Genomic DNA, 14,790 nt, shown 5'->3' with positions numbered 1-14,790 from the left:
ACTTCAAGCCCTTTTCAACCCAGGCAGGAGAACCACCATGGATCGTCGCCACTTCATCAAGACTGCCGCGCTGTTGGGCGCAGGAACTTTCACCGGGGCGAATGCCGCGGTGGCGGCCACGGACGGCCGCTTCAATCCCTCGCCGGACAACGGCTGGCGCGTGTTCGAGGTCAGCACGCGTGCCGAAGTCCTGAAAACCGGTAGCCCGATGCGCGTCTGGCTGCCGCTGCCTTCGCTGGATGACCCAGGCTGGATCAGGGGCATGGGCAACGTCTGGCAGGGCAATGCCGCCACCGTCGAGGTGCAACGCGATGCCACCTACGGCGCCTTGATGCTCGCCGCCACCTGGGAGGCGAATGAGGCCACGCCGGTCATCGAAGTGACCAGTCGTTTCGCAACCCGCGACCGGTCGATCGACCTTTCCCGGCCGGGCAAGGTCGCGCCTCTGGACAAGGCCACGGCGAAGCGCTACACGAGCGCCACGCAACTGCTGCCAACCGATGGTATCGTCAAGAAGACGTCGGCGGAAATCACCCGCGGTGCCGGCAGCGATGTCGAAATGGCCAGGGCGATCTACGAATGGATTGTGGACAACACCGCGCGCAACCCCAGGACGCGCGGCTGCGGTACCGGCGACATTCGCGCCATGCTCGAAACCGGCGACCTCACCGGCAAGTGCGCCGACCTCAATGCCCTGTACGTCGGGCTCGCACGCGCCGCCGGCCTGCCGGCACGCGACGTTTACGGCATCCGCGTCGCCGACTCCCGGTTCGGCTACAAGAGCCTCGGCAAGAGTGGGGACATTACCAGGGCACAGCACTGTCGCGCCGAAGTCTGGCTGGCCGGTTTCGGCTGGATCCCGGTCGATCCGGCCGATGTGCGCAAGGTCGTGCTCGAAGAAAAGCCTGGCCTCGTCCTGGCGGACGACGTCGTCGTAGCGGCCCGGAACAAACTGTTTGGTGCTTGGGAGATGAACTGGCTGGCGTTCAATGTCGCCCACGACCTCGCGCTACCAGGGTCGAACGGCCCGAGAATCGCTTTCCTGATGTATCCACAGGGAGAGAATGCGGCCGGGCGCTTCGACAGCCTCGATCCGGACAACTTTCGCTACAAGATCACTTCGCGCGAGATTGCGGCTTGAACGGTCGCCGCCAGGCAAACCCCATCGTCAAATGCGCCAGGCTCTTCTCCGAGGTCGGGAGGAAGACCGATATCTTCGCCCGTCTCACCACCGTCTTGCCGCCGAATCGGTGTTGTGAGCGCGGCTAATCGTCATCGTCGCTACCGTCCCGGCGCGGCACGGTTTGCGGGTCGCAGGTGATCGGACGGTAGATCTCTACCCGGTCGCCCGGCCGGAGAGGCGCATCGAGCTTCACCAGCCGGCCGAAGACCCCCACCTTCTGGGTTTCCAGATCGATGGTCGGGAAGGACTTGAGGATTCCGGAGTGGTTGATCGCGTCGCTCACGCTGGACGCCTCCGGAACTTCGATGGTGAGCCACACTTGCTGGCCGGCTTCCGAGTAGGCCACTCCGATCTGCATGTTTGTCTCCTAGCTATTTGCCGGGTTCAAGCGCAACACCCTGGCGATTGCGTCCATAGATCCGTGGCCTGATGTAACTGTCGATGATCGGGGTCAGAGAGTTCATCAGCAGCACGGCAAAGGCCACACCTTCCGGGTAGCCCGCCCAGGTGCGGATCACGTAGGTCAGCACGCCGCAGCCAGCACCAAAGACCAGTTGCCCGCGTGGCGTGTTGGGCGAGGTGACATAGTCGGTAGCGATGAAGAACGCACCGAGCATGGCACCACCGGAGAGCAGATGGGTGGACGCTTCCATGTACCGTGCCGGGTCGATGGCGTTGAGAATCGCCGCCGGTATGGCAATACCGAGCAGCATCGCCAGCGGGATGTGCCAGGTGATGGTGCGCAGGAAGATCATCGCCACGCCGCCGGCGGCAATCAACCAGGTGGCTGTTTCGCCAAGACTGCCGGCGCGGCTGCCGTACCAGCCCTGGATCGGCGCATGCAGCAGCGACTGCGCCAGGTCGACGCCGCGCGACAGTTCGGTCTTGGCAAAGCCGAGCAGCGACGCGCTGGCAACGGTGTCGAAGGCCGGCTGCATGCCCTTGAGGGTGATCAGGAGCCCGGCAATGGGCCCCGGCGCGGCCGCCGCGACGATCGGCAGCGGCGCCACCCAGGCGGTCATGTGCACCGGGAAGGAAATCAGCAACGCCACCCGCGCGACCATGGCCGGATTGAACAGATTCTGGCCAAGACCGCCGAAAACCTGCTTGCCCAACACCGTCGCGAAAAGCCCACCGAAGACGCCGATCCACCACGGTGCCCAGGGTGGCAGCGACAACGCCAGGAGCCAGCCGGTCAGCACCGCCGATCCATCCAAGAGGACCGGTGCCACGGCACGTCCCTGTAGTTGCAGGCACACCGCTTCACCACCGGCGGCGGCGCCGACGGTGATCATCCAGAGGTAAATCGCCGGCCAGCCGTAAAGCCAGAATCCGAACAGCGTCGCCGGCGTCAGCGCGACCATCACGATGATCATGACGCGGCTAACGCTGTTCGGTGTGGCGGCATAGGGTGCAGCCACCGGCATTTCCACAGGCCGGGTCATGTGCTTGCCTCCTGGGGCTCGGGCTGCGGGCTCGGCACGCGGGCCTTGGCGGCGGCACGCTCGGCCTTGCGGCGCGCGGCTACCTCGGCTTTTTCCCGAGCGTCGCGTTCGAGGCGGGCGAGGCGCGCTTCGGCCAGGCGCTTGCCCGCCTCGGTGCGCAGCTTGGCACGCTCGCGCGCCGACAACTCGCCCTTGGCGTGGCTGAAGTACTGCACCAGCGGAATATGCGAGGGACAGACATAGGCGCAGCAGCCGCACGAAATGCAATCGCTGAGCGAGTATCCGATGGCTCCGTCGAGGTCGCCGCTCCGGATGTGGGCCGCCATTTCCAGCGGCAGCAGGCCCATCGGACAGGCGCGCGTACAGGAACCGCAGCGGATACAGGGCCCGACCTCGGGCACCGCCGCCTCGACGGCATCGAAGGCGAGGATGCCGCTGGCCCCCTTGACCAGCGGCACGCGGCCATGCCGCAGCAGCGTGCCCATCATCGGCCCTCCGAGGATCAGCCGCGCCGGCGCTTGTGCGAGCCCGCAGAACGCGAGCAGGTCGTCGACCAGGGTGCCGAGCGGGGCGAAGATGTTGCCCGGCGCCGTCACGGCTGCGCCGTTGATGGTCACGATGCGCTCGACCAGCGGCTGCCCCAGACGGATGGCCTTGTGCACGGCGGCGCACGTCGAGACGTTGTGCACCAGCACGCCGACCTCGGCCGCGCGCGCATCCGCGGGCACTTCCTTGCCGGTCAGGGTCTGGATCAACTGTTTGTCCGAACCCATCGGGTAGCGCGCGGGCACCGGCCGAATCTTCACTTCCGGGTAGGCGGCGGCGGCTCTGGTCATCGCCGCGATGGCTTCGGGCTTGTTGTCCTCGATGCCGACCAGGGATTCGTCGGCGCCAATGGCATGCATGATGATGCGCGCGCCGTCGACCACCTGCTCCGGAAAGTCGCGCATGATGCGGTCGTCGCTCGAAACATAGGGCTCACACTCGCCGCCATTGACGATCAGCGTGCGCACGCCCAGGCGTCGGCCCAGCACGAACTTGACAGCGGCCGGGAAGGTCGCGCCGCCGAGGCCGACCACCCCCGCCGCCGCGGTGCGTCTGGCGATTTCCTCGGGCGCCAGGGCAAAGGGATCGGCAACCGGGTCGGTATCGATCCAGCGGTCGGCAAAATCGGATTCAATCGTGATCGCGGCAAAACCGAGCCCGGATGGATGCGGAGCGGTCACTTCGGCGATGGCGGTGACGGTGCCGGACACCGAGGCGTGGATCGGCGCCGAGATGTTGCCCTGCGACTGGGCCAGCAACTGCCCCTTGAGAACCTTTTGGCCGACCAGGACCACCGGCCGCGCGGCGCCACCCACATGCTGCTGCAGGGGCATATGGACGCGTGCCGGTTGCGGCAGCACGCGCAGCGGAACGTCGGCCGCGGGGCGCTTGTGGTCGTCGGGATGCACGCCCCAGCGCGGTTCCTTGAAGAAGCGTTCGATCAGTCGCATGGCGATTCCTTCAGACGGTAGCGGGTCTTGGCCAGATCCAGTGCGGCAGGGTCACCGGCACCGGCACCATGCCCATGGCCTCGGTTGGGCAACGGTCCACACAGGCGCCGCAGCCGGTGCACGCTTCACGGATCACGTTGTGGATCTGCTTGGCCGCGCCGATGATCGCGTCGGTCGGGCAGACCTTGCTGCAACGACAACAGCCGGTGCAGATGTCCTCGGCGACAAAGGCGAGTTGCGGACCATCGTCACGTACCGCCGCGAGGTCGATCCGGATACCGAGTCTGGCGGCGATGGCTTCCGCGACAGCGCGTCCGCCCGGCGGGCAGAGCGTCGGTGCCGCTTCATTGCGCGCCAGGGCTGCCGCGGCCTGGGCGCAGCCGACAAAACCGCACTGCCCACATTGCGAGCCGGGCAACAGCGCCTGCAATTCGGCTTCGAGCGGATTCTCCTCGACCGCGAGGTAACGGGCGGCCAGTCCGAGAAGGCCGCCCAGGGCAATACCCATGAGGGTTAGACTGGCGACTGCGATGAACATGACGATCCCCTTTTCAACCGGTACTGATACCGGAAAAACCCATGAAAGCCATCGCCAGCAGGCTGGCAACGATGAAACCGATCGGCGGCCCGGCAAAAAGTCGCGGCACCGCGGCCACAGCCAGGCGTTCGCGCTGCCCGGCAAAAATCACCATCACCAGGCTGTACCCGACCGACGAAGCGAAGGCGAACAGCGTGCTGGTCATGAAGTTCATGCGGCCTTCGACCAGCAGCAGGGCAACGCCGAGCACGGCACAGTTGGTGGTGATCAGCGGCAGGTAGATGCCCAACATCTGGAACAACGGCGGCGAGACCTTGCGTACCGTCAGTTCGGTGAACTGCACCGCGCTGGCAATCACCAGGATGAAGGTGACGGTGCGCAGGAAACCCAGTCCATAGGGGGCCAGCAGGTAGTGCTGCACCGCCCAGTCGGCCATCGACGATACGGTAATGACGAAGGTCGTCGCCAACCCCATGCCAGCGGCCGCGTCTATCCGCGTCGTGACGCCCATGAACGAACACAGGCCCAGGAAGCGTGCCAGGATCACGTTGTTGACCAGCGCCGCGCCGATCATCATCAGTGCGTAGTCTTTCATGCCTCACCCTTTCCGCCGCAGGACTCACCAGGCCGCGCCCGGCGCAGGAAGCGGGGCGCCAATTCACCGCGCGCTGAAAGACGCCGGGCCCCGAAACCCGCCAGCAGCAGGCCGACGGCAAGACCCACCGCGGCGGCAGCCATGCTCTCGACATCCCCACCGCCAAGCGCCTGCACGGCGCCGCCGGCGATCAGCGAACTGGCCAGCGGCAAGCCATAAGCGATCAATGCGCCCTTGAGCAGGGTCTGCGCGCCGACGCCGATGACGACCCGCTCACCGACGCCGAAATCCTGTTGTCCGTGCAGCACAAAGCGTCGTGCCTCGATGCGGTTGGCGAGGCTACCGATGCCCTTGCTGCCGCACTGTCCGGCGGCGGCGCAGGCGCCACAGCTGGTGGTCTGCTCGGGTTCCAGCCAGATCACGCCATCCTTTGCCTGGACGACGCGGGCAATGCCCTCGACCGTGTCGCTGCTGCTGATCATAGCTGCCATGTCAATCCCTTTCGTCATGATTCAGGCGATGCCGTGCGCGCCGGCCATCTGGATTTCCTTGCCGGCACGCAGATCCAGCAGGCGCTTGCCCACCACCATGAGCCCCGTCACCAGAAAGCCCCCAGGTGGCAGGATCATCATCAACACGCCCATGCTGGCCGGCAGCAGACGCAGTTCCATGAACTTGAAGGACGGTCCGAGAAGCAGGGAGGCATCCGCGAAAAGCGTTCCCGAGCCGATGATCTCGCGCACCGCGCCAATTGCCGTCAGTGCGATCGTAAAACCAAGGCCCATGCACAGGCCATCGACGAATGCCGGAACGATCGGTGCCTTGGCGGCGAATGCTTCCAGGCGCGCGAGCGGCAGGCAGTTCGAAACGATCAGCGGAATGAACAGCCCCAGCACCTTGTACAGTTCGTGCATCCAGGCGTTCATCGCCAGGTCAACCAGGGTCACCATCGTGGCCACGATGAGGATGAACACCGGGATCCGTACCTCCTGGCTGATGTGGTTGCGGAAGGTGGCGACCAGCAGACTGGAGGCCGCCATCACCGCCGCCGTTGCCAGCCCCATGCCGAAGCCGTTGGTGGCACTGGTGGTCATGGCCATGGTCGGGCACATCCCCAGCAGCATGCTGAAGACGCCGTTGTTGTCCCACAGGCCATCCCGGACAATCCTGGTGTAGGCGTTGTTGCTCATTTCAGTTCCCTTCCGTCATCCGCGCCTTGTGCGCGGCAAAGAATTCGAGGCCACCGCGGACCGCGGTGACGACACCGCGCGGGGTGATGGTGGCGCCGGCAAACTGATCGAACTGGCCGCCGTCCTTCTTCACCTTCCAGCGCTCGGGCAGCGGATTGGCGAGCGACAGTCCGGTAAAGCGCAGGATCCAGTCGCCCTTCTTCTCCTCGATCTTGTCACCGAGGCCGGGTGTCTCGTGGTGTGCCAGGGCGCGCACCCCCAGCACCTGGCCGTCGGCATCGACGCCCAACATCAGCTTGATCTCGCCGGCGTAGCCGCTGCCGTAGATTTCGTAGGCGACACCGGTCACCTCGCCCTTCAGGCGGCTGCGATAAACGGTGATCTCCTTGTGATCGGCGTTTTCGATGCGCACGGTATCGGTGGCGGGGTTGTTGTCGAAGGGCACGCCGGCCAGCACCTGGCTCAGGGAATTCTGGCGATCCTCGAGTGCCCGCGCGGCGATGTCGTCGATCGTGACCTGGTCGATCGCCGCCAGTACGAGGCCGAAGCCGAGGCAGAAGGCACCGAGGATGAATCCGTGCCGCAGGCTTGGCAGGGTCATCGCCGCCCCCCTCGCCTGGTGGGCAGGAGCACGTTTGTCGAGAGAAGGAGTGTTTCGGAAGGGTTCATGATCATGCGGCCTATGCGTTGGCCGATACCCCGCATTTTCTGTGCCAAGTTTGTTGCAGCGCACACCAAAGACGTGCGGGTGCTCGTAACTCCGCACCAGCACGGAAGTTTTTGGCCGGTGTCCGTGCATGCCAGGGCACCGGTGCGCCCTCCCGGAGATGTCGCAAGTCCTACAAAAGACAACAAAAGTCATCGCGAACTGTAGCCAAATCAAGGTCGGCACGAAATCTGCTACGGATTGGAAAGACATTAGACCGGGGACGCGAGATGGCGAACGAACAACTCAGGACAGCGGCCGAAAGCGAGCCGCAGGCAACGGAAAAGCTCTCTCCGAGCATTCACCCGCAGGTCTTCCAGCACACCGTCAATCAGGCCGACATGGCGATCTCGATCACCGACGTGCGTGGCAACATCCTGTACGTCAATCCGGCCTTTACCCGCGTCACCGGCTACGGCAGCGACGAGGCGATCGGCAAGAACCAGTCGATCCTGTCCAACCAGAGCATGCCGCGCGCGTTCTATCAATCGCTCTGGAAGCGGATTTCGCACGGCGAGCCGTGGGGAGGCCGGCTGGTCAATCGCCGCAAGGACGGCAGCAAGTACCTGGCCGAGTTGAGCATCTCACCGGTCGTCAATGGCGCCGGCGAAGTCCTGAACTACCTCGGCATGCACCGCGACATCACCGAAGTCCAGCGCCTGGAGTACCAGGTCAGGAACCAGAAGGCGCTGATCGAGTCGGTGGTCGATGCCGCGCCGGTGGTGATCGCCCTGCTCGACATCGACGACCGCGTGGTGCTCGACAACCATGCCTACAAGATGCTGCAGGCCGACCTGGGGATGGCCGAGCCGGCGCCAATGTTGATGACCGCGGTCCGCGCCAGTCTCGAACTCGATTCGGGGCGCGGACGACGGACTTCCGGTTACCTTTTTCTCGATCGCGAAGTCCGGCTCGATCCGCCCGGCGGCAAGCAACCGCGCTGGTTCTCGTGTTCGGGAAGCCGTGTGCGCGAGGACGCCGGCACCGCTGAAGCCTTCCTGGCCGGACAGGGTCGCGATTACCTGCTGCTGGTGGCAAAGGAAATCACCAGCCTGCGCGCGCAGCAGGAAAAGGCCCGCGTCGCCGCCCTGCGGGCGGTGATGGCGGATGAGGATCGGGTTTCCTCCCTGCGCGAGAGTCTCGCCGCCGCCACCTTCCGCCTCGAAGGACCGCTGAACATGATGGCTTCGGTGGTCGGCATGCTGGCCAGACGCAAGGGCGAGACGGACCCGATGTCGGTGGCGCTGGCGGATGCGGTCACCGCCGGTCAGAAGGCACTCGACGAACTGCGCTCGATGATTCCCGGCGAAACACGCGAGCCGATCGGCCCGGTCAATCTCAACGAACTGCTGCGCGATGTCCTCGATCTGTCGACCGGTCGCCTGCTCGCCGCCGGGATCACCGTCAACTGGAAGCCGCAGGCCATGTTGCCGACCCTGAAGGGGGCACCGAACAAGCTGCGTTCGCTGTTCAAGGCGCTGATCGACAATGCCATCGAAGCGATGAACACGCGCGGCTGCCGGGAACGCGAACTGACGGTAGTCAGCAAGGCGCGTCTGGGTGGCATCGAAGTGATTATCGCCGATACCGGACCCGGCATCGTGGGCACCCAGCAGTTGAAGGTCTTTGAGCCCTTTCACACCACCAAGCGCGGCGGCGGCCATCTCGGTACCGGCCTGCCTTCGGCACAGCAGGTCGCGGCCGAACACGGCGGTTTCATCGAGATCGAACCGGCGACGGCGCGCGGTTGCCGCGTGCGCGTATTGCTGCCACTGGACCGTCGACCATGAACGAGAACCGTCCAGGGTCCTTGACGCACTCCCAGTTCGAAACCCTGTTGCGGGTTTCGCAAGTCCTCGCGCGCGCGGTCGATTGCTCACAGAGCCTGCGCGAAGTGCTGCGCGCGCTCGAAATCACCGGTCATTTGAGCCGGGGGATGCTCGGCGTGGTCGATCCCGACGCCGGCGACCTGAGCGTGCACCTCGTGCATGGACTCGAACACGAGGAATTCCAGGCGGTGCGCTACCAGGCCGGCGAAGGTCTGCTCGGCCGGATCCTGGAAAGCGGCCGCAGTTGCGCGGTCGTTCGCCTTGGCGACGAGCCGCGCTTCCTGAACCGCTTGGGCTTCTACGAAAGCGACCTGCCGTTCATCGCCGCACCGATCCACGTCGGCGGCACGCTGCAGGGCGTGCTGGCAGTGCAGCCCGACGCGCCGGACGATGGCCGGCTCGCAGAGCGCACCCGTTTTGTCGAAATACTGGCCAATCTGATCGGCCAGAATCTCCGGCTTTCGGTCGAAATGACGCAGGCTGACAAGTCGCCCGACGGGGAGCGCGACAGCCTTCGCCGCTCGGTTCGCCAGCGGCCCGGCTTCGGCAACCTCGTCGGCCACTCGGTGTCCATGCTGCGGATCTTCGATCAGATCCGCATGGTTTCCAAATGGCCGACAACGGTTCTGATCCGCGGCGAAACCGGCACCGGCAAGGAACTCATCGCCAACGCCATCCACTACAACTCGCCGCGCGCACGCGGGCCCTACGTGCGCCTCAATTGCGCATCGCTGCCCGAGAATCTGCTTGAGTCGGAGCTCTTCGGGCACGAGAAAGGGGCGTTCACCGGTGCGGTGAACGCCCGCAAGGGCCGCTTCGAAATGGCCGACGGCGGCACCCTGTTTCTCGACGAGATTGGCGACATCTCGCCGGCCTTCCAGGCCAAGCTGCTGCGGGTACTGCAGGAAGGCGAGCTCGAACGCGTCGGTGGCGGCAGGACCCTGAAGCTGGACGTGCGCCTGATCGCCGCGACGCACCGTGACCTGGAGGCGGCGGTCGATGCCGGCGAATTCCGCGAGGATCTCTACTACCGCCTCAACGTGATGCCGATTGTGCTGCCCCCCCTGCGTGAGCGCCTCGAAGATCTGCCGAAGATCGCCAACCACCTGCTCGACCGACTCGGCGGCATGCAGCGCCGGCCGCTGCGGCTCACCGCCGGCGCCCACCGGCGCCTGGCCCAACACCAATGGCCAGGCAATGTGCGTGAACTGGAAAACTGTCTCGAACGCGCAGCGGTGATGTCGGAAAGCGGCGAGATCGACGTCGACCTGATCCGCATCGACAAGGGACGCGAACGCGCCGGGCGCCGACCGGCGCCGACCACGACGACCGTCGCGGCAACAGCCAATGCCGCTGTCAACGGTCCCGGCAGCGGCGACGGCATCGAACCCGGCGGCGAACAGAGCGAACGCGAACGGGTCATCGCGGCGCTCGAGCAGGCCGGCTGGGTACAGGCCCGCGCCGCCCGCCTCCTCGGCATGACCCCACGCCAGATCGCCTACCGCGTCCAGATCCTCAACATTGAGGTGAAACAGATTTGATGAACACCATCGCCATCTATTTCGGCACCGACACCGGTCGTACGCGTCGTGTCGCCAAGCTGATCGCGCAAAAACTCGGCATGCGCGCACAGCCACCGCTCAATATCAACCGCGTTTCGGTCGACGCATTCCTGGCCAACCAGGTATTGATCCTCGGCACACCGACCTATGGTGCCGGCCAGTTGCCGGGCCGCTCGGTCGACCTCGCGCAGGAGAGCTGGGAAGAATTTCTTCCGCGTCTGCAGGGTCGGGACCTGTCGGGCAGGACGGTCGCGCTGTTCGGCCTGGGCGATCAGCAGAAATACCCCAGCGAATTTGTTGCCGCACTGAGCCTGCTGCGCGCTGCCGTGCTGGCCTGTGGCGCCCGCGTCATCGGCGCCTGGTCCGCCGAAGGCTACTCCTGCAAAGCCTCGTCGGCCCTGATCGACGGCCGTTTCGTCGGCCTCGCGCTGGACCCGATCAACCAGGCATCGCTCAGCGAAGCGCGCATCGACGCCTGGCTGCAGCAGGTACTTGACGAACTGGAAACCTGAAGGAGAAGCAGATGACAAGGCAGGACGAGTATCAAATCGGCGACATCGTGTTCAGTCGCGAACTGCTGGTCAACGACGGCGGCATACCCGGCCTGGCGGAGAATGCCGTCCTGGCGACGCCCGGTCGACGCGGGGTGGTGGTGAACCACGGTCACGCCGCAGCCGATCCAGCACAGGAAATCTACCTGGTACGCTTCGAAGGCGAAGCGGGAGAGGCCGGCGAACTCGGGCCACCAGTGGGTTGCCTGCCCGACGAATTGACCCAGGACGCGGCCTGGGCCAGCGCATAGCTCCCGGACCGGATGTCGACCCGCGGGCCTCTGCCCGCTTCCGCTCCGGCAGCCTCAGGTGTTCAGTGCGCGCTTGAGCGAGTCGACGTCTTCGGCCGAATCGGCAAGCAGCGCTCTGAGTTCGTCCGCATCGAAGAGGGCCGACAGTGAAGAGGCGTCAACCACTTCGCAGAACTTCGGATTTCGCCACGCGTGATCGACGTTGGCCAGCTTGTTGGCGACGAACAGTACCTCGGGCAGCGTCTTCACCGTCGCCACCAGCAGCTCGGCCTCATGGTCCCGAACCGCCGTCACCGCCTCTTCCGGCAGGTTCATGGCAGCCAGCAAGGCATGTCCGATGTGCTCGTGCCATTCCACCAGCAACTCATACAGTCCTGCGGGATCGTTGATCATTTCCGGAAAATTCGCTGCCCGCGACAGCAGGTAGAAGACCCCGATATCATGAACCAGGCCGACGAACATCGCCTCGTCGGGACTGATGCGTGTCAGCGCACGCGCCAGCACGCGGCACAGCGCGGCGACGTGCATCGAGTGTTCCCACAGTCGCCTGGACAGCGCTTCGAACGGCACCATTTTCTTGGAACCCAGCAACTGTTCGATGGCGACGGCAAACGAGAGACCACGCACAGCCTCCATACCGACCTGCGCAATCGCGCCATTCACCGTGATGATCGCCCGCCCCGCAGGGTTCAGCGCCGCCGAGTTGGCCAGACGAATCACCTTCGCGCTCAGCAAGGGTTCGGCGCTGACCAGGGTACCCAACTCATCGATCGTCAGGTTGGGATTCCTGAGCGCGTTGCGGATCGTGATCGTGATGTCGAGGAAGGTCGGAAACGAGATGGCCTCGGAGGACAGATCGCGAGCGATGTCTTCGAGAATCGTGAAGCTGAGATGGCGGACGATTTCCTGGCGCGGCTTGATCACCACCGCCAGCACGGACGCGCCCAAGGCCAGTTTGTCGCCATCGGACAGTGTTTCCGCGATGCCGTTGTTCAGCCGCCGACCATTCAGGCGAGTGGAGTTCCGACCCTGGGGGATCAGGAAATACTGGCCGTCGTTGAAGCGAATCGTCGCGTGCACGGTCGATACGGTGAGATCATGCGACAAGGCTAGGCGATTGTCCGGCCGGCGCCCGATGCTCCCGCCAGACTCGTCGAATTCCGCATCGTATGGTGTCGGATACGGTTTTCCATCAAGAGAAACGACACGCAACGCCAGCATCCTGTACTCCCCCCGTCACCTTGCCCCGAACAGCGTGCGCCCCCGCGCTGCCTGGATGATAGCCGAAATCATGACCGGGCCGCATCAACAAGCCCAGCACGCGCGCGCTCAACAAGCCCACCTCGTTCTCGTCGAATGTTTCTTACGGCAGTTCCTTGTAAAGGTGGTCGAGAATCGCCGTTTCGACCTGCGCGCGTGAAGCGGCACGCTCCCGCCAGCAGTCGGCCAGGACCTTGCGCTGTTCCAGACGGGGCAGCAGGTCGAAGATGGCCAGTTGCTCGTCGTTGTCGAAGCCTTCGCGGACGAAGCGCCGTTCTTCCGCATCCACCAGTTGCGAAATGGCCGCCTCGATAGCGGCCGGAGGTGCTTTGGGGTTGAGCTTCCGCAGCGCCTGACGCAGTCGCCACGGTAGCACCACCTCGCCGCGATGGCTGCGACCGAACAGGCTGTTCGGCCCGAAATCCTCGCGGCCGAAGGCGTACTCCGAACGCCAACCCAGATGTTCCGCAAAGAAATCGGCCGTGCCGGCCGGGATCATCTGGTCCTCGGAATAGGCGTTGGCGTTCATGCATGCCCCAGAGTGTCGGCAGCCTGCTTCAGGCCGTCGCATATCGTGCTGGCCAGGTCTACAGGGAAGTTTGCGGGTAGATCGTCGGCCACCTCGGCGATGGCGTGCGGGGTTCTGGCAATCAGTTCGTCAATCAGTGCCGGCGCATCCGGCAGGCGGCAGTCCTGGGCCATCTGTTCGAAATGCTCGCGACGGATTTCAGCCCACCTGTAATGCCGGTTCCTCCCATCAACCGCCATGGCCATCCTGACCTTTTGCGCAGCGAGACGCCCCGCCCCATGACCCATCACCGGATGCGCGGAAAGCACGTCATAACGTGGCGTCAGCCGGTAAAACCCCCTGGGCTCGATGAAGACGCTGAAATTCTTGGCGTGGCCATCGATGGCGGCCAGCATCCAGAACAAGACCTGCGTGCGGAAGAAGTCCCGGCGGTCGATGGTCGCCTGACGCGAACCGTTGAGTTGATCGAGGATAGGCCGAATGCCGGGGCCGCCCTGGCTTTCGTATTTGCTGTCCGGCGGCACACCGAAAACCTGCGCAAAATCCTCCTGCGGCAAACGCAGCAGGCGACCGTCGGCCAGCCAGCGGCGGTCGAAGCGTTCGACGCAGAGCGCCTTCATTTCGCCGAATTGCACGATCTCGGCGCTGGCCACGGGAATATCGAAAGCCTGCAGCAGACGGTGGCTAAGCCACTCGTTCTCGACGGAAGTCGACAAATCGATGCCACCCGGCATCTGCCCCATCGGCAGTTTGAAAATATGGGTCGTCGGCGTGGCACCCAGCGGGCGGCACCAATTCCCCAAGTGCCAAAGAAGGGCCGTCTTTTCCTGCGCGCCGGCAATCGAAATCCGGAAGCTGTCGTCGTCCTGCGTAAAGGCCGGGGTAGTCAGCGTGCCGGCCAGATGTTCTGCCACCTGTGCGTCGGAAAGCGGCTCAGACTGAACGGCCTCGGTGGCTGGCGGGGTTTCGCCATCGGGCAGGATCTGCAGGGCGCCGACGCAGTCCCGGCCGATTTCGGCGAGCAGGCGGAAAGCATCGGTTCCTGTTGAAAATTGCCTGGCCAGGCGCTGTCGAATGTGGTCGTTGTCCGGCAGCAGATTTTCGAAGTAATTGCGGACCCGTTCGCCCTGGTAAGGCACGCTGGCCGGCCGCAGCGGCAGAGACAGCGAAAGCGGCCGCCCGAGCGGCGAGGCGAGCCAGGTTTCGTCGTAGTGCAGTTGATGCTCGCCCTGCGCGGAGACCAGCCAGGCGCCGACCCGCTGGCCGTTCATCCACAGCCCGAGCACGCCGGATTTTCGGATGCGCCGCATCACCACGCCTCGTCTCCGCTGCCGCGCAATGCGGCAATCCAATCGAGGCTCATGGCGACATCGACCGCCGACAGGTAGCGCAAGAGGCTATCGACGCTGCAGCGCCAGGGCTCGGTTTCCAGCAGGGAAATGGTCTTCTGGCCCAGACCGCTCAGCTCCGCCATCTGAACCTGCGTCAGGTCTTTCTGCTTGCGCAAGCCTTTCAGGATGGGACCAAGCTGTTGCGGGTTGGTAATGACGAAGGGCACGGCACGCTCCGAAAAAACGTCGTACAGGGGATATTAACCAAATACGGCCTTGGGGGTGTATTTTATACTTATGCCTTGCAGGGGATGAGCGCCATGA

The 14,790-nt window shown here is 64.6% G+C and carries 17 protein-coding genes; 5 read left to right on the top strand and 12 right to left on the bottom strand.

The features are described from left to right. The first annotated feature begins 37 nt into the window (after positions 1 to 37). Positions 38 to 1,141 (top strand): transglutaminase-like domain-containing protein, encoded by a 1,104-nt coding sequence (locus AC15MQ_RS15235; RefSeq protein WP_483080656.1) that lies wholly within the window; start codon positions 38 to 40, stop codon positions 1,139 to 1,141. Between the two features lie 124 nt (positions 1,142 to 1,265). On the opposite strand, the gene AC15MQ_RS15230 is transcribed toward AC15MQ_RS15235, so the two are convergent. Genes AC15MQ_RS15230 through rsxG form a run of 8 tightly spaced genes read right to left on the bottom strand, consistent with a single transcriptional unit; the run spans position 1,266 to position 7,048 of the window. Beyond that, on the bottom strand, positions 1,266 to 1,541 hold the full coding sequence (locus AC15MQ_RS15230; RefSeq protein ID WP_287651807.1) for an RnfH family protein: 276 nt from the start codon (positions 1,539 to 1,541) through the stop codon (positions 1,266 to 1,268). A 13-nt stretch (positions 1,542 to 1,554) separates the two neighbouring features. Continuing rightward, positions 1,555 to 2,628, bottom strand: a complete 1,074-nt coding sequence (locus tag AC15MQ_RS15225; RefSeq protein ID WP_483080522.1) for an RnfABCDGE type electron transport complex subunit D — start codon at positions 2,626 to 2,628, stop codon at positions 1,555 to 1,557. After that, complete coding sequence (rsxC, locus tag AC15MQ_RS15220) at positions 2,625 to 4,124, bottom strand: electron transport complex subunit RsxC (protein WP_287651809.1); 1,500 nt, start codon at positions 4,122 to 4,124, stop codon at positions 2,625 to 2,627. The genes AC15MQ_RS15225 and rsxC overlap by 4 nt, the downstream gene beginning before the upstream one ends. A 10-nt stretch (positions 4,125 to 4,134) precedes the next feature. Further along, on the bottom strand, positions 4,135 to 4,662 hold the full coding sequence (locus AC15MQ_RS15215) for an RnfABCDGE type electron transport complex subunit B (RefSeq protein ID WP_287651810.1): 528 nt from the start codon (positions 4,660 to 4,662) through the stop codon (positions 4,135 to 4,137). Positions 4,663 to 4,675: 13 nt separating this feature from the next. Beyond that, a complete protein-coding gene (rsxA, locus tag AC15MQ_RS15210) occupies positions 4,676 to 5,257 on the bottom strand; it encodes an electron transport complex subunit RsxA (RefSeq protein ID WP_287651811.1) in 582 nt (193 codons plus the stop codon). After that, positions 5,254 to 5,748: a SoxR reducing system RseC family protein gene (locus AC15MQ_RS15205; protein ID WP_287651812.1), complete on the bottom strand. Its 495-nt coding sequence runs from the start codon at positions 5,746 to 5,748 to the stop codon at positions 5,254 to 5,256. The genes rsxA and AC15MQ_RS15205 overlap by 4 nt, the downstream gene beginning before the upstream one ends. A 21-nt stretch (positions 5,749 to 5,769) precedes the next feature. Next, positions 5,770 to 6,447, bottom strand: a complete 678-nt coding sequence (locus AC15MQ_RS15200) for an electron transport complex subunit E (protein WP_287651813.1) — start codon at positions 6,445 to 6,447, stop codon at positions 5,770 to 5,772. Position 6,448: 1 nt separating this feature from the next. Beyond that, positions 6,449 to 7,048, bottom strand: coding sequence for an electron transport complex subunit RsxG (rsxG, locus tag AC15MQ_RS15195; RefSeq protein ID WP_287651814.1), 600 nt, complete (start codon positions 7,046 to 7,048; stop codon positions 6,449 to 6,451). 335 nt (positions 7,049 to 7,383) lie between these two features. Here rsxG and nifL point away from each other — a divergent pair, with 335 nt between their 5' ends. Genes nifL through AC15MQ_RS15175 form a run of 4 tightly spaced genes read left to right on the top strand, consistent with a single transcriptional unit; the run spans position 7,384 to position 11,346 of the window. Then, positions 7,384 to 8,943, top strand: coding sequence for a nitrogen fixation negative regulator NifL (gene nifL, locus AC15MQ_RS15190; protein WP_287669589.1), 1,560 nt, complete (start codon positions 7,384 to 7,386; stop codon positions 8,941 to 8,943). After that, positions 8,940 to 10,523: a nif-specific transcriptional activator NifA gene (gene nifA, locus AC15MQ_RS15185; protein WP_483080521.1), complete on the top strand. Its 1,584-nt coding sequence runs from the start codon at positions 8,940 to 8,942 to the stop codon at positions 10,521 to 10,523. Before nifL ends, nifA begins: the two co-directional genes overlap by 4 nt. After that, positions 10,523 to 11,056 carry a flavodoxin gene (locus AC15MQ_RS15180; protein WP_483080520.1) on the top strand — a complete coding sequence of 178 codons (534 nt, stop codon included), beginning with the start codon at positions 10,523 to 10,525 and terminating at the stop codon, positions 11,054 to 11,056. Before nifA ends, AC15MQ_RS15180 begins: the two co-directional genes overlap by 1 nt. 11 nt (positions 11,057 to 11,067) lie before the next feature. Then, complete coding sequence (locus AC15MQ_RS15175) at positions 11,068 to 11,346, top strand: nitrogen fixation protein NifZ (protein ID WP_287669593.1); 279 nt, start codon at positions 11,068 to 11,070, stop codon at positions 11,344 to 11,346. Positions 11,347 to 11,400: 54 nt separating this feature from the next. Here AC15MQ_RS15175 and AC15MQ_RS15170 read toward each other — a convergent pair whose 3' ends face one another. The 4 genes from AC15MQ_RS15170 to AC15MQ_RS15155 all read right to left on the bottom strand — a co-directional run bounded on the left by AC15MQ_RS15170 (position 11,401) and on the right by AC15MQ_RS15155 (position 14,693). After that, positions 11,401 to 12,567 (bottom strand): HDOD domain-containing protein, encoded by a 1,167-nt coding sequence (locus AC15MQ_RS15170; protein ID WP_483080519.1) that lies wholly within the window; start codon positions 12,565 to 12,567, stop codon positions 11,401 to 11,403. A gap of 142 nt (positions 12,568 to 12,709) precedes the next feature. After that, positions 12,710 to 13,135 carry a hypothetical protein gene (locus AC15MQ_RS15165; protein WP_483080518.1) on the bottom strand — a complete coding sequence of 142 codons (426 nt, stop codon included), beginning with the start codon at positions 13,133 to 13,135 and terminating at the stop codon, positions 12,710 to 12,712. Further along, positions 13,132 to 14,445 carry a type II toxin-antitoxin system HipA family toxin gene (locus AC15MQ_RS15160; RefSeq protein ID WP_483080517.1) on the bottom strand — a complete coding sequence of 438 codons (1,314 nt, stop codon included), beginning with the start codon at positions 14,443 to 14,445 and terminating at the stop codon, positions 13,132 to 13,134. Before AC15MQ_RS15160 ends, AC15MQ_RS15165 begins: the two co-directional genes overlap by 4 nt. Continuing rightward, positions 14,445 to 14,693 carry a helix-turn-helix domain-containing protein gene (locus AC15MQ_RS15155; protein ID WP_350495602.1) on the bottom strand — a complete coding sequence of 83 codons (249 nt, stop codon included), beginning with the start codon at positions 14,691 to 14,693 and terminating at the stop codon, positions 14,445 to 14,447. Before AC15MQ_RS15155 ends, AC15MQ_RS15160 begins: the two co-directional genes overlap by 1 nt. Between the last annotated feature and the right edge of the window lie 97 nt (positions 14,694 to 14,790).

Source organism: Candidatus Accumulibacter propinquus, from assembly GCF_056856495.1.
This window is presented reverse-complemented; position numbering and strand designations above follow the sequence as displayed.